Raw genomic sequence first — 17,255 nt, 5'->3', positions numbered from 1 at the left:
TCCCGCCCCTCTTCACCTGGGCTGAAAACTGTGATGATTCCCTCCCCGTGGCGTGCCGACTTTCCGGCCATCGCCGCCCTGCAACGGCAAGACCAGACCTATCTGGACAACGCCGCCACCACGCAAAAACCCCAGGCCCTGCTTGACGCACTGACGCATTACTACGCCAACGGCGCGGCCAATGTGCATCGTGCGCAGCATCTGCCCGGCGCCCACGCCACACAGGCGTTCGAAGACAGTCGGCTCAAGGTTGCCCAGTGGCTGAATGCCGGTGACAGCGGGCAGATCATCTTCACCCACGGCGCCACCAGCGCGCTGAATCTCCTGGCTTACGGCCTGGAACATCTTTTCCACCCGGGCGATGAAATTGTCATCAGCGCCCTGGAGCATCACGCCAACCTGCTGCCGTGGCAGCAACTGGCGCAGCGTCGCGAGCTGAAACTGGTGATCCTGCCACTGGACGAAGACGGGGTGATCGACCTCGCTGCTGCCGTTCACCTGATCGGTCCACGCACTCGCTTGCTGGCGGTCAGTCAGCTGTCCAACGTGCTCGGTGCCTGGCAACCGCTGCCGGCGCTGCTGGCGATGGCCAAGGCGCACAACGCGCTGACCGTGGTCGATGGCGCCCAGGGTGTGGTGCATGGTCGCCACGACGTGCAGGCGCTGGGTTGCGACTTCTATGTGTTTTCCAGCCACAAGCTGTACGGCCCCGATGGCCTCGGCGTGCTGTTCGGGCGCAACAAGGCGCTTGAGCAACTGCAGCCCTGGCAGTTCGGCGGCGAAATGGTGCTGGAAGCCAATTATCACGATTCACGCTTCCGCCCTGCCCCGCTGGGGTTCGAGGCGGGCACGCCGCCGATCGCCAGCGTGATTGGCCTCGGTGCCACGCTCGATTATCTGGCCGGGCTGGATCAGGACGCGGTGTCCACTCACGAAGCGGCGCTGCACGCCTACCTGCTGCAAGGCCTGGCTGCGCGTAACGGCATTCGTCTGCTGGGCAAGCCGCAACTGGCGCTGGCCAGTTTTGTCGTCGAGGGTGTGCACAACGCCGATCTGGCGCACCTGCTCACCGAGCAAGGCATCGCCGTGCGCGCCGGGCATCACTGCGCCATGCCGTTGCTGAAAAGCTTCGAACTGGCCGGGGCGATCCGCGTGTCGCTGGCACTGTACAACGACTCCGAGGATCTGGAGCGTTTCTTCGACGCGCTGGATCAGGCCTTGGAGTTGCTGCGATGAACCTGCCGCTCGCCGCCGCCGAAGCGCTGCAGACCTTTCAGAATGCCGCGGGTTGGGAACAACGCGCACGGTTGCTGATGCAGTTTGGCGATCGTCTGCCGCCGCTGAATGACGCGGACAAATGCGAAGCCAATCGGGTGCATGGCTGTGAGAGTCAAATGTGGCTGGTGGGTGAGTTGCAGGACGGTCACTGGCACTTCAGCGCTGCCAGCGATGCGCGGATGATTCGTGGGTTGGTGGCGTTGCTGCTGTTGCGGGTCAACGGTTTGAGCGCTGTCGAGTTGCAGCAAGTGGACCTGCCGGACTGGTTCAATCAGCTGGGACTGTCGCGGCAGTTGTCGCCGTCGCGCAGTAATGGCTTGAATGCCGTGCTCAAACGCATGAATGAGTTGGCCACCACCCCGTAGGAGCTGCCGCAGGCTGCGATCTTTTGATCTTGTTTTTTAAAATCAGGATCAAAAGATCGCAGCCTTCGGCAGCTCCTACAAGGGAGGTGTGGGAGCTGGCTTGCCAGCGATGAGGTCATCAGCCTCACAGATCAAACCTGAGGTTTTACTCGGTCAGCCGGCCGCCGCACACCCGCCACAATCTTGTCCACCGCCTTGGTCGCCGCGACCATGCCGAACGTCGCCGTGACCATCATTACCGCGCCAAACCCGCCGGCGCAGTCGAGCTTCACCCCGTCGCCGACAAAACTCTTCTGCAAGCAGATGCTGCCGTCCGGTTTCGGATAGCGCAGTTGTTCGGTGGAGAACACACACGGCACGCTGTAATGGCGAGTCACGGTACGCGAGAAGCCATAGTCACGACGCAACGTCGAACGCACTTTCGAGGCCAGTGGATCGTTGAATGTGCGGTTGAGGTCGCAGACCTGAATCAGCGTCGGATCGATCTGTCCGCCGGCACCGCCGGTGGTGATGATCTGGATCTTGCGCCGCTTGCACCAGGCGATCAGCGCAGCCTTGGCGTTGACCGCGTCGATGCAGTCGATCACGCAGTCGATGTTCGGTGTGATGTACTCGGCCATGGTGTCGCGAGTGACGAAATCCGCCACCGCGTGCACGGTGCAGTCCGGGTTGATCCCGCGCAGACGCTCGGCCATCACCTCGACCTTGGGCTTGCCGACGGTGCTGTCCAGCGCATGCAACTGGCGGTTGGCGTTGCTGACGCAGACGTCGTCGAGGTCGAACAGCGAAATCTCGCCCACGCCACAGCGGGCCATGGCCTCCGCCGCCCAGGAACCGACGCCACCGACGCCGACAATCGCCACATGGGCCGCACGCAGGCGCTCGAGGCCCTCGATGCCATACAAACGGGCGATGCCTGCAAACCGCGGATCTTCTGTACTCATGACCATTACCCCAAAAACCGGCGCGCATTATAGGGCCGTCGGCGGCCAAGAGCATCTTTGACGCTATGAACGGTGAACGCAGGCGTTTTCACACAACCTTTGTGGCGAGGGAGCTTGCTCCCGCCGGGTCGCGAAACGGCCCTTTGAAAGCGGCCTGCTTCGCAGTCCAGCGGGAGCAAGCTCCCTCGCCACCGGGAATTGCTATAACTGAATAACAAAGTTTTCTCTTACAAGCTGTTACTAAAGAACTTAAATCAGGTTGGACTGCCCAATGTCGGGCATTTCCCTGTCCGGTGTACGAGCAGTGAACTGCCGGTGTAGGATTCGCGCCCTTTTGGCGCTTGCCAACCGTTCCTTCGTTCCACAGCCTTTGGAACCCGAAATAGCTATGTCATCGCGTAAATTTGGTCTCAACCTGGTGGTGGTTCTGGCAATCGCCGCCCTGTTCACCGGTTTCTGGGCGCTGATCAACCGCCCGGTCTCCGCGCCCAACTGGCCGGAGCAGATCTCCGGTTTCTCCTATTCGCCATTCCAGCAGGGCCAATTCCCGCAGAAGGATCAGTATCCGACTGACGATGAAATGCGCCGTGACCTGGAGATCATGAGCAAGCTGACGGACAACATCCGCATCTACTCGGTCGACGGTTCGCTGCAGGACATCCCGAAACTGGCGGAAGAGTTTGGTCTGCGCGTGACCCTCGGGATCTGGATCAGCCCCGATCAGGAACGCAACGAGCGCGAAATCCAGCGCGCCATCGAACTGGCCAACACCTCGCGCAGCGTGGTGCGGGTGGTGGTCGGTAACGAGGCGATTTTCCGCAAGGAAATCACTGCCGAGCAACTGAGCGTGCTGCTGGATCGGGTGCGCGCAGCGGTGAAAGTGCCGGTGACCACCTCCGAGCAATGGCACGTCTGGGAAGAACACCCGGAACTGGCCAAACACGTCGACCTGATCGCCGCCCACGTGCTGCCTTACTGGGAATTCATTCCGGTGGACAAGGCCGGGCAGTTCGTCTTCGACCGCGCCCGCGACTTGAAAAAGCTGTTCCCGAAAAAACCGTTGCTGCTGTCCGAAGTCGGCTGGCCGAGCAACGGGCGCATGCGCGGTGGCGCCGATGCGTCGCCGGCGGATCAGGCGATCTACCTGCGCACGCTGGTCAACAAACTCAACCGTCAAGGCTTCAACTACTTCGTGATTGAAGCGTTCGACCAGCCGTGGAAGGCCAGTGACGAAGGTTCGGTGGGCGCCTACTGGGGCGTGTTCAACGCCGCGCGCCAGCAGAAATTCAACTTCGAAGGCCCGGTCGTCGCCATCCCGCAATGGCGCGTGCTGGCCATCGGTTCGGTGGTGCTGGCGCTGTTGTCGCTGACCCTGCTGATGATCGACGGCTCGGCCCTGCGCCAGCGTGGCCGCACCTTCCTGACCTTTATCGCGTTCCTTTGCGGTTCGGTACTGGTGTGGATCGGCTACGACTACAGCCAGCAATACAGCACGTGGTTCAGCCTGACGGTGGGTTTCCTGCTGGCGCTGGGTGCGCTCGGGGTGTTCATCGTGTTGCTGACCGAGGCGCATGAACTGGCCGAAGCCGTGTGGATTCACAAGCGTCGTCGGGAATTCCTGCCGGTGATCGGTGATTCGGACTACCGGCCGAAAGTCTCGATCCACGTGCCCTGCTACAACGAGCCGCCGGACATGGTCAAACAGACCCTCGACGCCCTCGCGGCCCTCGATTACCCGGACTATGAAGTCCTGATCATCGACAACAACACCAAGGACCCGGCGGTCTGGGAGCCGGTGCGCGACTACTGCGCGACCCTCGGCCCGCGCTTCAAGTTCTTCCATGTCTCGCCCCTGGCCGGTTTCAAGGGCGGCGCGCTGAACTACCTGATCCCGCACACCGCCAAGGACGCCGAAGTGATCGCGGTGATCGACTCCGACTACTGCGTACACCCGAACTGGCTCAAGCACATGGTGCCGCATTTCGCCGATCCGAAAATCGCCGTGGTGCAGTCGCCGCAGGATTACCGCGACCAGAACGAAAGCACCTTCAAGAAGCTCTGCTACGCCGAATACAAGGGCTTCTTCCACATCGGCATGGTCACCCGCAACGACCGCGACGCAATCATCCAGCACGGCACCATGACCATGACCCGGCGTTCGGTTCTGGAAGAGCTGGGCTGGGCCGACTGGTGCATCTGTGAAGACGCCGAACTCGGTCTGCGCGTGTTCGAAAAAGGCCTGTCGGCGGCGTATTACCACGACAGCTACGGCAAGGGTCTGATGCCGGATACGTTTATCGACTTCAAGAAGCAGCGTTTCCGCTGGGCCTACGGCGCAATCCAGATCATCAAGCGCCACACCCGCAGCTTGCTGCGCGGCAAGGACACCGAGCTGACCCGTGGCCAGCGTTACCACTTCCTTGCGGGCTGGCTGCCGTGGGTGGCGGACGGCATGAACATTTTCTTCACCGTCGGCGCGCTGTTGTGGTCGGCGGCGATGATCATCGTGCCGCAGCGGGTCGATCCGCCGCTGCTGATTTTCGCCATCCCGCCGCTGGCGCTGTTCGTGTTCAAGGTCGGCAAGATCATCTTCCTCTACCGTCGCGCCGTCGGCGTGAACCTCAAGGATGCGTTCTGCGCGGCACTGGCCGGACTGGCGTTGTCGCACACCATCGCCAAAGCGGTGCTGTACGGCTTCTTCACCAGCAGCATTCCGTTTTTCCGCACACCGAAAAACGCCGACAACCACGGCTTCTGGGTGGCGATTTCCGAAGCCCGGGAAGAGCTGTTCATCATGCTGCTGTTGTGGGGCGCGGCGCTGGGGATTTACCTGGTGCAAGGCATTCCGAGCAACGACATGCGCTTCTGGGTGGCGATGCTGCTGGTGCAGTCGCTACCGTACGTCGCGGCGCTGATCATGGCGTTCCTCTCGTCGCTGCCAAAACCTGCGGCGGAGCCTGAACCGGCGCCTGTCGTCTAATTCCTCTTTGATCCACTAAACGGCGGCCAATGGTCGCCGTTTTGCTTTAAGATAACCGCCATTTTGCGGGGCACTCCTCTAATCCCTGTGGGAGCGAGCCTGCTCGCGAAGGCTTTGTAACATTCACCGATTATGTTGACTGACACACCGCATTCGCGAGCAGGCTCGCTCCCACATTGTTAGTCCGCGCCCACATTCATGACTCCGGAGTTTTCCATGACGGCCCACGCCGACCTTTCGCCGACCCTCCAACTCGCCATCGACCTGATCCGCCGTCCGTCCGTGACGCCGGTCGACGCCGATTGCCAGAAGCAGATGATGCAGCGCCTGGGCGATGCCGGTTTCACCCTCGAGCCGATGCGCATCGAAGATGTGGACAACTTCTGGGCCACCCACGGCAACGACGACGGCCCGGTGCTGTGCTTCGCCGGTCACACCGACGTGGTGCCGACCGGTCCGGTGACTGCCTGGCAGATCGACCCGTTCAACGCGGTGATCGATGAACACGGCATGCTCTGTGGCCGTGGCGCAGCGGACATGAAAGGCAGCCTGGCGTCGATGACCGTCGCCGCCGAACGTTTCGTTGCCGACTACCCGAATCACAAGGGCAAGGTCGCGTTCCTCATCACCAGCGACGAAGAAGGCCCGGCACACCACGGCACCAAAGCGGTGGTTGAACGTCTGGTGGCGCGCAAGGAACGTCTGGACTGGTGCATCGTCGGCGAACCGTCGAGCACCACGCTGGTCGGTGACGTGGTGAAAAACGGTCGTCGTGGCTCGCTGGGCGCCAAGCTGACCGTGCGCGGCGTGCAGGGTCACGTGGCCTACCCGCATCTGGCGAAGAACCCGATCCACCTCGCGGCTCCGGCGCTGGCCGAGCTGGCTGCCGAGCACTGGGATCACGGCAACGATTTCTTCCCGCCGACCAGTTTCCAGATTTCCAACCTCAACTCCGGCACCGGCGCGACCAACGTGATTCCGGGTGATCTGGTGGCCGTGTTCAACTTCCGCTTCTCCACCGAATCCACCGTCGAAGGCCTGCAGAAACGCGTGGCCGACATCCTCGACAAACACAAACTGGATTGGCACATCGACTGGGCGCTGTCCGGCCTGCCGTTCCTCACCGAGCCGGGCGCGCTGCTCGACGCGGTGTCGTCGAGCATCAAGGACATCACCGGCCGCGAGACCCACGCGTCGACCAGTGGCGGTACCTCCGACGGTCGTTTCATCGCCACCATGGGTACGCAAGTGGTTGAGCTGGGGCCGGTCAACGCGACCATTCACCAGGTCAACGAGCGTGTGCTGGCGGCCGATCTCGACGTGTTGACCGAGATCTACTACCAGACCCTGATCAAGTTGCTCGCCTGATGCTCGCGTGCCCGATCTGCAGTGAACCGCTCAATGCGGTGGACAACGGCGTGGTCTGCCCCGCCGGCCACCGCTTCGACCGTGCGCGTCAGGGCTACCTGAACCTGTTGCCGGTGCAGCACAAGAACAGCCGTGATCCTGGCGACAATCAGGCGATGGTCGAGGCGCGCCGCGACTTCCTGAACGCCGGGCATTACGCACCGGTAGCCAAGCGTCTGGCCGAGCTGGCGGCGAGTTATGCGCCGGCACGCTGGGTCGATATCGGTTGCGGCGAGGGTTACTACACCGCACAGATCGCCGATGCCCTGCCGGACGTCGATGGCTACGCACTGGACATCTCCCGCGAGGCGGTCAAACGCGCCTGCAAGCGTAATCCGGCAATCACCTGGTTGATCGCCAGCATGGCCCGCGTGCCATTGGCGTCGGGCAGTTGCCAGTTTCTCGCCAGCGTTTTCAGCCCTCTGGACTGGGCAGAAGCCAAGCGCCTGCTCAGCGTCGGCGGCGGCCTGATGAAAGTCGGCCCGACCAGCGGCCATCTGATGGAACTGCGCGAACGCCTGTACGACGAAGTGCGCGAATACACCGACGACAAGCATCTGGCATTAGTGCCCGAAGGCATGACGCTGGCGCACAGCGAAACCCTGGAATTCCAACTGACACTGGACAAGCCCGAGGACCGCGCCAACCTGTTGGCGATGACACCCCACGGCTGGCGCGCCAGTGCCGAACGCCGCGCCGCAGTGATCGAACAGCCCGAGCCGTTCGTGACCACCGTGTCGATGCGCTACGATTATTTCGTTCTTCAATAACTTTTGGTCTCGGGCGAGTGCCCGGGGCCGGCTAAATCCGCGAATGGATTTTTCAGACCCGCAGTGAGGACATCCATGCGCCAACCGGATATCGAGATTTACCTGAAAGACGCCGACGTCGACCACAAGGCGATTTCCGCCTGGCTCGGTGAGGCTCTGGGCCCGTGCAGCGACTGGGTACAGAAAGGCCAGACCTACAAGTGCAAGGCCGGCAACATCCCGGTGACCTGGCTGCCGAAGGCCGTGGGCAAATGGAACAGCCTGTACCTGGAAAGCGACGCGACGCCGTGGGACGACGACATCGCCTGCGCCCGTGCAGCCTTTGCCGCGCTGAACGTGGAAGTGCGTTGCGCACCGGGCACGTGGGTCGAGGAAGAAGGTGAGGAAACGGCGGATCGCTGGATTCGTATCAGCGCCGATGGTGAAGAAGAGATCACCTGGAAGACTGCCTGAAAGCAAAAGATCGCAGCCTTCGGCAGCTCCTACAGGGGAATGCATTCCAAACTGTAGGAGCTGCCGCAGGCTGCGATCTTTTGATCTTGAAAGTTACAGGCCTACAACATCCTCAGCCTGCAAACCCTTCTCGCCAGTAATCACCGCATACTCAACCTGCTGACCTTCAGTCAGCGAGCGATGCCCTTCGCCGCGAATCGCGCGGTAGTGCACGAACACGTCCACCCCGTCGTCGCGCTGAATGAAGCCGTAGCCCTTGGCGTCGTTGAACCACTTCACATTGCCGGTTTCACGTGTTGCCATCTGTTCATACTCCTTTTTTATTATTGAACAGGCTTTTCGCAGGAAAGCCTTTGCGGAACGTCAGCCTGCGCCCGACGTCCATAAAGGGCCCCGGCGACAGATTGCCGAGTATATGACAGGCGCAAAAACTCTCAACAGGAGATTACTTCGCCGCTTTTTTGCCGATTTTCGATGAATCCGGCAAACTGTCGACCGCCCGAGCAAACGCTCGGTTTTATTCACTCACGCAGAAGCCGTATGACCCGTTCTCCGTTCCGCCGTCTTGTGTTTGGCACCTTGCGCCGACTGTTGTACCTCTGGGTTCGCTCCGAGACGATCAACCAGTCGTCGCTCACCCTCAACCTCGACCGCAGTCGTCCGGTGTTCTACGTCCTGCAAAACCCATCGCTGACTGATCTGGCGGTGGTCGACACCGAGTGCACCAAGGCCGGTCTGCCGCGTCCGGTGCTGCCGGTCTCGGTGGGGCCGTTGATCGAACCGGCGGCGTTTTTCTACCTGACGCCGGACCCGGACTGGCTCGGCCGTCAGGACAAGCGCGGTGCACCGCCGACCCTGACCCGTCTGGTCAGCGCCCTGACGCAGAACGCCGCCGAAGACGCGCAGATCATTCCGGTCAGCGTGTTCTGGGGCCAGTCGCCGGACAGCGAAAACAGTCCGTGGAAGCTGCTGTTCGCCGACAGCTGGGCGGTCACCGGGCGCTTGCGTCGACTGCTGAGCATCATCGTTCTGGGGCGCAAGACCCGTGTGCAGTTCTCCGCGCCAATCCACCTGCGCGAACTGATCGAACACAACAAGGGCCACGAACGCACCGTACGCATGGCCCAGCGCATCCTGCGCGTGCACTTCCGCAACCTGAAGGCGGCAGTGATCGGCCCGGACATTTCCCACCGGCGCAATCTGGTCAAGGGTCTGCTCAATCAGCCACTGGTCAAGCAGGCGATCGTCGACGAAGCCGAACGCGAGAACATTTCCCTGGAAAAAGCCAAGGCCCAGGCCCTGCGCTACGGCAACGAGATCGCCTCGGACTACACCTACACCGCGATCCGTTTCCTCGAAGTGGTGCTGAGCTGGTTCTGGAACAAGATCTACGACGGGATCAAGGTCAACCACATCGAAGGCGTGCAGAAGGTCGCCCAGGGTCACGAAGTGATCTACGTGCCGTGCCACCGCAGCCACATCGACTACCTGCTGCTGTCGTACCTGCTGTTCCGCAACGGCCTGACCCCGCCGCACATTGCCGCCGGGATCAACCTGAACATGCCGGTGATCGGCAGCCTGCTGCGCCGTGGTGGCGCGTTCTTCATGCGCCGCACGTTCAAGGGCAATCCGCTGTACACCTCGGTGTTCAACGAATACCTGCACACCCTGTTTACCAAAGGTTTCCCGGTCGAGTACTTCGTCGAGGGCGGCCGCTCGCGCACCGGGCGCATGCTGCAACCGAAAACCGGGATGCTCGCGATCACGATGCGCAGCTTCCTGCGCTCATCGCGGATGCCGATCGTTTTCGTGCCGGTGTACATCGGTTACGAGCGCGTGCTGGAAGGTCGCACCTACCTTGGCGAATTGCGTGGCGCGAGCAAGAAGAAAGAGTCGATCTTCGACATTTTCAAAGTCATCGGCGCGCTCAAGCAGCGCTTCGGTCAGGTCGCGGTGAACTTCGGCGAACCGATCAAACTTGCAGAGTTCCTCGACAGCGAACAGCCAGACTGGCGCCAGCAGGAACTCGGCCCGCAGTACAAACCGGCCTGGCTTAACGAAACCACCAACCGCCTTGGCGAGAAAGTCGCGCAGCACTTGAACGAAGCAGCGGCGATCAACCCGGTCAATCTGGTGGCGCTGGCGCTGCTCTCGACCACCCGCCTGGCGCTGGACGATCGGGCCATGGCGCGGGTGCTGGATCTGTATCTGGCGCTGCTGCGCAAAGTCCCTTACTCGCCGCACACCACGTTGCCCGAAGGCGACGGTCGCGCACTGATCGAGCATGTGAAGGACATGGACCTGCTGTCCGAGCAAAACGATGCGCTGGGCAAGATTCTGTATCTGGACGAGCAGAACGCCGTCCTGATGACCTACTACCGCAACAACGTGCTGCACATCTTCGCCTTGCCTGCGCTGCTGGCGAGCTTCTTCCAGAGCACCTCGCGCATGAGCCGCGAGCAGATCCTGCGCTACACCCGCGCGCTGTATCCGTACTTGCAGTCGGAGCTGTTCATCCGCTGGAGCCTGGAGGAACTGGACGCGGTAATCGATCAATGGCTGGAAGCGTTCGTCGAGCAAGGCCTGCTGCGTTTCGAAAAGGACGTGTACCTGCGCCCCGCTCCAAGTTCGCGGCACTTTGTGTTGCTGACCCTGCTGTCGAAGAGCATCGCGCAGACCTTGCAGCGCTTCTACATGACCGTCTCGCTGCTGCTCAACGCCGGGCAGAACAGCATCAGCGCCGAAGAGCTGGAGGACCTGTGCACGGTCATGGCCCAGCGCCTGTCGATCCTGCACGGCCTGAATGCCCCTGAGTTCTTCGACAAGAGCCTGTTCCGTCATTTCATCCAGACGATGCTCGACCTCGACGTCCTGCGCCGCGACGAAGCCGGCAAGTTGAGCTACCACGAACTGCTCGGCGAACTGGCGGAGGGCGCGGCCAAACGCGTGTTGCCGGCGGAGATTCGTCTGTCGATTCGTCAGGTGGCGCTGCATCGCAGTGAAGATGCAGCGGAAACGGCAGTGACACCGCAAGTCTGAAACTTGCCGACAACTAACGGGGTACCACTCGGGTTCCTCCGTTAGTTGATCCGTGAATTAATAGGCTCTTTAAAACAATCACGATAAGGATATCGAGATGAGCCTGTTACAAGATCCCGCTTCGGCAGTGACTTTAAACTTCAGCTTGCCTGCAGCCTTTCAAATCCCCTTCGACGGTGAACATGAAACCATTGTCAGTATCGAGGTGGTTAATCCGAAGTTGGCGACGCCCGCCAGGGAACAGCGCTTCGCGAGACTGTTCGAAGGCGACTGGAAGTTCGAGTTTGCCCATTCCCATACCAATATCGGCGTGAAGTACCGGATTACCGTGCGGATGTTCCACAACCGCCAACCCCTGCTGCTTGATCAGGAACACTTTGTTATCGTCAACACGCTGCCTCATCGCCAGACTGTGCACTTGAGCCCGATCGGGCTGCTGTATGTTGAAGTTCAAGAGCCGGAAAGTTTCCCGACCGAAGAAGCGGTCACTATCAGCCTGCATGAAGCCGACAGCCCTGAAGTTGAACTGGTGCGCGTCAGCCATGACGAACAGACCGCGACTTCGTTCTATCTGCGATACGACCCGGCCAGCGTGACTCCCGGCAAACGTTATGCACTCAGCGGCATCGAAAATCGCTACCACCAGCGTATTCCGGTCAGTCCCGGTCGAATAGAACTGTGCCCGCCGCCACGCGAACAACGCGGGTGGTTCATGCAGACACTGGCGCAGTGGCTGGAAAAACCCTTACGTTTGTTCACTGACGCTGAAAGCAAAATCCGCTAGATTTCCATCGGCGCCGGGATTCTTCCGGCGCACCTGCCTCAGAGGTCCCGATGAAAAAACTCACCCTTCTCGCCGCAGCCACCCTGTTGAGCGCCTGCCAGTCGACCACCCCCGCCGGCAAAGTCGGCCTCGACGGTGAAGTGTTCTACCTGCAACGCATCGCCCTGCCACCGAGCGCGACGTTGAGCGTGAGCCTGCAGGACGTATCGCTGGCCGACGCCCCGGCGGTGGTCCTCGACGAGCAGAAAGGCCCGGTCAAAGGCCAGGTGCCGCTGCCGTTCCACTTGAGTTACGATCCGGCCCAGGTCAAACCCGGCCACCGCTACTCGGTCAGCGCGCGCATCGAAGTCAACGGCGAGCTGATGTTCATCACCACCGAGAACCACGCCGTGCAACTGGACGGCAACGATCCGCAGCCGCTGAAAATCCGCGTCGACGCCATTCGCTAACTGTCTTTCAAGGAAGCTGCCATGCTCCGCCCTACCCTTCGCATCGCCGGCCTGTGCGCGGGCCTGATGATCTCTGCCAGCGCCCTGGCGCTGTCGCTCAGCGACCTCTCGCAACAAGACGCCACCGGCGGTCTCAAGGACGCCTTGACCCAAGGCGCGCAAATCGCCGTCAAACAACTCGGCACCCCGGGCGGTTTCAGCAACAACCCGGAAGTGAAAATCGAACTGCCGGGCAAACTCGGCAAAGTCGCCGGCAAGATGAAAGCCTTCGGCATGGGCGCCCAGGTCGACGAACTCGAAACCGCCATGAACAAAGCCGCCGAAAGCGCCGTGACCCAGGCCCAGCCGATCCTCGTCGACGCCGTGAAGAAAATGACCGTGGCCGACGCCAAAGGCATCCTCAGCGGCGGCACCGACTCGGCCACCCAATATCTGGACAAAACCAGCCGCGAACAGATCCGCGCCAGGTTCCTGCCCATCGTCAAACAAGCCACCGACAAAGTCGGCGTAGCGCAAAAGTACAACGCCTTCGCCGGCCAGGCCGCGACCTTGGGCGTGGTGGATGCGAAAAGCGCCAACGTCGAAAACTACGTCACCGAACAAGCGCTCAATGGCCTGTTCGAAATGATCGGCAAACAGGAAGAAACCATCCGCAAGAATCCGGCGGCTGCAGCGACCGGTCTGGCGAAAAAGGTGTTTGGCACCTTGTAATTTTTGTCGCTGCACGCAAAAGCCCGCTGAACCGGTGAAGGTCAGCGGGCTTTTTGTTGCGTGTCAGCCTTGCGGATCGACTTGATCGAGGAGGCGGTTTACCGAGGGCGTCGTGGAGCTTGCGCGAGTCGAGGAAGGCGTAAGGTGCAGGGTCGCTTGGACATTCTGGTTCGGATTCGGGGGGTGTTTGAAGATGATGGGCGGGCTTACAGATCCGGTCGGTGAATTGGCAGCGACAGACTCAGGCTAGAGATCGCGCTTGCGACAGGCAACCTGAAAACCTTATGGGAAAGTTCTGGATATCTGGAACATCTTTAAAAAGACCAAAGATGTTGGGTGGCTGGGCGGGCCTCTTCGCGAGCAAGCTCGCTCCCACATTTGGATTGGGTACAGGCAGTTGGAGATTGGTCGGCTCATAGGCCGTCTTCGCGAGCAGGCTCGCTCCCACAGTGGGAATGGGTGTTGGCAGCTGGAGACTGGTCGGCTGTCAGGCCGCCTTCGCTGGCAAGCCAGCTCCCACAGGTGGATTGGGTGCGGTCTGTTGGAAATTGGTCGGCCCATAGGCCGCCTTCGCGAGCAAGCTCGCTCCCACAAAAAAGCAAAGCAGTCCATGCAGACCGCATGCTTTTCACCACTCAACAGGATGAGCGTTAGCTCGGCTGCAGCTTTTGATCTTACCGTGCCGGCCCCTTCGGCAGGCTGAGTGGAGGGGTTTATCCGGGGGTGGGAGCGCAGCGACCGTTTGGCGCAGCCAAACACATCGAGAGGAGGTGCAGCGAAGCAAACCGGAGGCGATGCCCCCGGATGAACCTCGCAACGAAGGAACCCGAGCCTAGGCGAGGGCCGTACGCCGGGGCCAAGCCTTTTGGTTACTTTTCGGCGTCTGGAAAAGTGACTCGCCGTAAGGGCGAAACCGCCAGCCGCAACCCCCGAAGCAACGGATAAACACCCAAAACCCCAAGAACCTGGTCGGCCCAAAGGCCGCCAAGTCCAAAAAAGCCTCACCCCTCCCGACGCACTCGGAACCAAGCCGCATACAAAGCAGGCAAAAACAAAAGCGTCAAAGCCGTAGCCACAATCAACCCCCCCATGATCGCCACCGCCATCGGCCCGAAAAACACACTGCGCGACAACGGAATCATCGCCAGCACCGCCGCCAAAGCCGTCAAGACGATAGGCCGAAACCGCCGCACCGTCGCCTCGATAATCGCCTGCCAAGGCTTGAGACCAGAAGCAATATCCTGCTCGATCTGATCCACCAGAATCACCGAGTTGCGCATGATCATCCCCGACAGCGCGATCGTCCCCAGCATCGCCACAAACCCGAACGGCTGGCGGAACACCATCAGAAACAACACCACCCCGATCAACCCCAACGGCGCCGTCAGAAACACCATCGCCGTGCGCGAGAAACTACGCAATTGCACCATCAGCAACGTCAGCACCACCACGATAAACATCGGCACCCCGGCATTCACCGACTTCTGCCCACGCTCCGAATCCTCCACCGTCCCGCCGACATCCAACAGATACCCGTCAGGCAATTCAGCACGAATCGGATCCAGCGTCGGAGCGATCTGCTTCACCAGCGTCGCCGGCTGCTCCTTGCCATAGATGTCGGCACGCACCGTCACGGTGGGCAGACGATTACGGTGCCAGATGATCCCCTCCTCAAACCCGTATTCCAGCGTGGCAATCTGCGACAACGCCACACTGCGACCGTTATCGGTCGGTACCGCCAGACTCGGCAGCAACGACAACTCGGTACGCTCATGCACCGTGCCGCGCAACAGGATCTCGATCAGTTCGTTGTCCTCGCGATACTGACTGACACTCGAACCGGTCAGCGAGCTCTGGAGGAATTTCGCCAGATTGGCCGTGCTCACACCGAGTGCCCGGGCGCGGTCCTGATCGATGTTCAGGTACACCACTTTGCTCGGTTCTTCCCAGTCCAGGTGCACGTTGACCACATGCGGGTTCTCGCGCACCTTGGCCGCCACTTTGCGCGCCAGCGCACGGACTTCCTCGATGTGCTCACCGGTGACGCGGAACTGCACCGGGTAGCCCACCGGCGGACCGTTTTCCAGACGCGTGACCCGCGAGCGCAGGGCCGGGAATTGCTCGTTGAGGGTCTCGATCAACCAGGTGCGCAGGGTCTCGCGCTCCTCGATGTTTTTCGCCAATACCACGAACTGGGCGAAGCTCGCCGCCGGCAGTTGCTGATCCAGCGGCAGGTAGAAGCGCGGCGAACCGGTGCCGACATACGCCACATAGTTATCGATGCCGGCGTGATCCTTGAGCATCGCTTCCAGGCGTTTGACCTCGGCCGTGGTGTTGGCCAGTGACGCCCCTTCGGCCAGCTTCAGATCGACCATCAACTCCAGTCGATTGGAGGCCGGGAAGAACTGCTGCGGGACGAAACGGAACAGCATCACCGACGCGATGAACAGCCCCACCGTCAGCACGATCACGGTTTTGCGATGCGCCACGCACCACTCCACCAGACGCCGCACCCGTTGATAGAACGGCGTGCCGTACGGATCGGCTTGCCCGTCAGCCGTGCCGTGTTTGGCCGCATGAATCTTCGCCAGATCCGGCAGCAGTTTTTCCCCCAGATACGGCACGAACATCACCGCCGCCACCCATGACGCGAGCAACGCGATGGTCACCACCTGAAAGATCGAACGGGTGTATTCGCCGGTGCCGGACTGCGCGGTGGCAATCGGCAGGAAGCCGGCGGCGGTGATCAGCGTACCGGTGAGCATCGGGAACGCGGTGCTGGTCCAGGCATAGCTTGCGGCCTTGATCCTGTCGAAGCCCTGCTCCATTTTGATCGCCATCATTTCCACGGCGATGATCGCGTCGTCCACCAGCAAGCCCAGCGCCAGCACCAGCGCGCCGAGCGAGATTTTGTGCAGACCGATGCCGAGGTAATACATGCAGGCGAAGGTCATCGCCAGCACCAGCGGAATGGTCAGCGCGACCACCATGCCGGTGCGCACGCCGAGGGAGAAGAAGCTCACCAGCAACACGATCGCAAGCGCCTCGACCAGCACCTGGACGAACTCGCCGACACCGGTCTTTACCGCCGCCGGTTGGTCAGAGACTTTGCGCAGTTGCATGCCCGCCGGGAGGTTTTTCTGCAGGCGCGAGAACTCGCCTTCCAGCGCTTTGCCCAGCACCAGAATGTCGCCGCCGTCCTTCATCGCGACAGCGAGGCCAATGGCGTCTTCGCCCATGAAGCGCATGCGTGGCGCCGGAGGGTCGTTGAAACCGCGATGCACATCGGCGACATCGGAGATACGGAACGTCCGGTCACCGACGCGGATCGGGAAGTTCTTGATCTCCTCGACCGTCTGAAAACTCCCCGAGACCCGCAGTTGCACCCGCTCGCTGCCGGTTTCAAAGAAACCGGCGGTGGACACCGCGTTCTGCTCTTCCAGTGCTTGCTGTACCGCCGCCAGTGGCAAACCGAGGGTGGCGAGTTTGACGTTGGACAGCTCGACCCAGATTTTCTCGTCCTGCAAACCGAGCAGATCGACCTTGCCGACATCCTTGACTCGTTGCAGCTGGATCTGGATGCGGTCGGCGTAATCCTTGAGCACCGCGTAGTCGAAACCGTCGCCGGTCAGCGCGTAAATGTTGCCGAACGTGGTGCCGAATTCATCGTTGAAAAACGGCCCCTGAATCCCCGGCGGCAAGGTCTGGCGAATGTCGCTGACCTTCTTGCGCACCTGGTACCAGAGGTCGGGGATTTCCTTGGAGTGCATCGAGTCACGGGCAATGAAGGTGACCTGCGACTCACCGGGGCGAGAGAACGACACGATGCGCTCGTACTCGCCGGTTTCCATCAATTTCTTTTCGATGCGTTCGGTGACCTGCCGCGAGACTTCCTGCGCGGTCGCCCCCGGCCAGCGGGTCTGGATAACCATGGCCTTGAAGGTGAACGGTGGGTCTTCGCTCTGGCCGAGTTTGGTGTAGGACAAGGCCCCGACGATGGCCAGCAAAAGCATCAGGAACAGGACGATCTGGCGATTACGCAGCGCCCATTCGGAAAGGTTGAAGCGCATCGGGA

13 protein-coding genes are annotated in these 17,255 nt (G+C 61.1%); 10 read left to right on the top strand and 3 right to left on the bottom strand.

Annotated elements, in window-relative coordinates:
- Positions 1-30: 30 nt before the first annotated feature.
- Both ACTJKS_RS02495 and ACTJKS_RS02490 read left to right on the top strand, forming a co-directional pair.
- Positions 31-1,236 (top strand): aminotransferase class V-fold PLP-dependent enzyme, encoded by a 1,206-nt coding sequence (locus tag ACTJKS_RS02495; RefSeq protein WP_108181814.1) that lies wholly within the window; start codon positions 31-33, stop codon positions 1,234-1,236.
- A complete protein-coding gene (locus ACTJKS_RS02490; RefSeq protein WP_108181813.1) occupies positions 1,233-1,643 on the top strand; it encodes a SufE family protein in 411 nt (136 codons plus the stop codon). The genes ACTJKS_RS02495 and ACTJKS_RS02490 overlap by 4 nt, the downstream gene beginning before the upstream one ends.
- Before the next feature lie 131 nt (positions 1,644-1,774).
- Here ACTJKS_RS02490 and tcdA read toward each other — a convergent pair whose 3' ends face one another.
- On the bottom strand, positions 1,775-2,593 hold the full coding sequence (gene tcdA / locus ACTJKS_RS02485; RefSeq protein WP_003222099.1) for a tRNA cyclic N6-threonylcarbamoyladenosine(37) synthase TcdA: 819 nt from the start codon (positions 2,591-2,593) through the stop codon (positions 1,775-1,777).
- Positions 2,594-2,975: 382 nt separating this feature from the next.
- Here tcdA and ACTJKS_RS02480 point away from each other — a divergent pair, with 382 nt between their 5' ends.
- The 4 genes from ACTJKS_RS02480 (at position 2,976) to ACTJKS_RS02465 (ending at position 8,197) form a co-directional block, all read left to right on the top strand.
- Entirely contained in the window at positions 2,976-5,567 is a 2,592-nt protein-coding gene (locus ACTJKS_RS02480; RefSeq protein WP_108181812.1) for a glycosyltransferase, read from the top strand.
- Between the two features lie 216 nt (positions 5,568-5,783).
- The gene (gene dapE, locus ACTJKS_RS02475) at positions 5,784-6,935 is read left to right on the top strand and encodes a succinyl-diaminopimelate desuccinylase (protein ID WP_262947972.1); all 1,152 of its coding nucleotides are present in this window, start codon (positions 5,784-5,786) and stop codon (positions 6,933-6,935) included.
- Positions 6,935-7,744, top strand: a complete 810-nt coding sequence (locus tag ACTJKS_RS02470; RefSeq protein WP_198758687.1) for a putative RNA methyltransferase — start codon at positions 6,935-6,937, stop codon at positions 7,742-7,744. The genes dapE and ACTJKS_RS02470 overlap by 1 nt, the downstream gene beginning before the upstream one ends.
- A gap of 75 nt (positions 7,745-7,819) precedes the next feature.
- Entirely contained in the window at positions 7,820-8,197 is a 378-nt protein-coding gene (locus ACTJKS_RS02465) for a hypothetical protein (protein ID WP_007964251.1), read from the top strand.
- A 93-nt stretch (positions 8,198-8,290) separates the two neighbouring features.
- Here ACTJKS_RS02465 and ACTJKS_RS02460 read toward each other — a convergent pair whose 3' ends face one another.
- Entirely contained in the window at positions 8,291-8,500 is a 210-nt protein-coding gene (locus tag ACTJKS_RS02460; protein ID WP_016771489.1) for a cold-shock protein, read from the bottom strand.
- 237 nt (positions 8,501-8,737) lie between these two features.
- On the opposite strand from ACTJKS_RS02460, the gene plsB reads away from it, so the two are divergent.
- The 4 genes from plsB to ACTJKS_RS02440 all read left to right on the top strand — a co-directional run bounded on the left by plsB (position 8,738) and on the right by ACTJKS_RS02440 (position 13,180).
- Positions 8,738-11,236, top strand: coding sequence for a glycerol-3-phosphate 1-O-acyltransferase PlsB (gene plsB / locus ACTJKS_RS02455; RefSeq protein WP_041072371.1), 2,499 nt, complete (start codon positions 8,738-8,740; stop codon positions 11,234-11,236).
- Positions 11,237-11,333: 97 nt separating this feature from the next.
- On the top strand, positions 11,334-12,020 hold the full coding sequence (locus ACTJKS_RS02450) for a hypothetical protein (RefSeq protein WP_262947973.1): 687 nt from the start codon (positions 11,334-11,336) through the stop codon (positions 12,018-12,020).
- Positions 12,021-12,070: 50 nt separating this feature from the next.
- Complete coding sequence (locus ACTJKS_RS02445) at positions 12,071-12,469, top strand: YbaY family lipoprotein (RefSeq protein WP_003222082.1); 399 nt, start codon at positions 12,071-12,073, stop codon at positions 12,467-12,469.
- A 21-nt stretch (positions 12,470-12,490) separates the two neighbouring features.
- Positions 12,491-13,180 carry a DUF4197 domain-containing protein gene (locus ACTJKS_RS02440; protein ID WP_198758689.1) on the top strand — a complete coding sequence of 230 codons (690 nt, stop codon included), beginning with the start codon at positions 12,491-12,493 and terminating at the stop codon, positions 13,178-13,180.
- Between the two features lie 1,001 nt (positions 13,181-14,181).
- Here ACTJKS_RS02440 and ACTJKS_RS02435 read toward each other — a convergent pair.
- The gene (locus ACTJKS_RS02435; RefSeq protein WP_108181808.1) at positions 14,182-17,250 is read right to left on the bottom strand and encodes an efflux RND transporter permease subunit; all 3,069 of its coding nucleotides are present in this window, start codon (positions 17,248-17,250) and stop codon (positions 14,182-14,184) included.
- Positions 17,251-17,255: the final 5 nt, after the last annotated feature.

Source organism: Pseudomonas sp. 22189 (genome assembly GCF_052045635.1).
Lineage (GTDB): Bacteria > Pseudomonadota > Gammaproteobacteria > Pseudomonadales > Pseudomonadaceae > Aquipseudomonas > Aquipseudomonas parakoreensis.
This window is presented reverse-complemented; position numbering and strand designations above follow the sequence as displayed.

What these genes read in the sequence shown, in the direction of transcription:
- ACTJKS_RS02490 (WP_108181813.1), top strand. Translation starts at nt 1,233, where the DNA reads ATGAACCTGCCGCTCGCCGCCGCCGAAGCGCTGCAGACCTTTCAGAAT.
- tcdA (WP_003222099.1), bottom strand. Translation starts at nt 2,593, where the DNA reads ATGGTCATGAGTACAGAAGATCCGCGGTTTGCAGGCATCGCCCGTTTG.
- ACTJKS_RS02480 (WP_108181812.1), top strand. Translation starts at nt 2,976, where the DNA reads ATGTCATCGCGTAAATTTGGTCTCAACCTGGTGGTGGTTCTGGCAATC.
- dapE (WP_262947972.1), top strand. Translation starts at nt 5,784, where the DNA reads ATGACGGCCCACGCCGACCTTTCGCCGACCCTCCAACTCGCCATCGAC.
- ACTJKS_RS02470 (WP_198758687.1), top strand. Translation starts at nt 6,935, where the DNA reads ATGCTCGCGTGCCCGATCTGCAGTGAACCGCTCAATGCGGTGGACAAC.
- ACTJKS_RS02465 (WP_007964251.1), top strand. Translation starts at nt 7,820, where the DNA reads ATGCGCCAACCGGATATCGAGATTTACCTGAAAGACGCCGACGTCGAC.
- ACTJKS_RS02460 (WP_016771489.1), bottom strand. Translation starts at nt 8,500, where the DNA reads ATGGCAACACGTGAAACCGGCAATGTGAAGTGGTTCAACGACGCCAAG.
- plsB (WP_041072371.1), top strand. Translation starts at nt 8,738, where the DNA reads ATGACCCGTTCTCCGTTCCGCCGTCTTGTGTTTGGCACCTTGCGCCGA.
- ACTJKS_RS02450 (WP_262947973.1), top strand. Translation starts at nt 11,334, where the DNA reads ATGAGCCTGTTACAAGATCCCGCTTCGGCAGTGACTTTAAACTTCAGC.
- ACTJKS_RS02445 (WP_003222082.1), top strand. Translation starts at nt 12,071, where the DNA reads ATGAAAAAACTCACCCTTCTCGCCGCAGCCACCCTGTTGAGCGCCTGC.
- ACTJKS_RS02440 (WP_198758689.1), top strand. Translation starts at nt 12,491, where the DNA reads ATGCTCCGCCCTACCCTTCGCATCGCCGGCCTGTGCGCGGGCCTGATG.
- ACTJKS_RS02435 (WP_108181808.1), bottom strand. Translation starts at nt 17,250, where the DNA reads ATGCGCTTCAACCTTTCCGAATGGGCGCTGCGTAATCGCCAGATCGTC.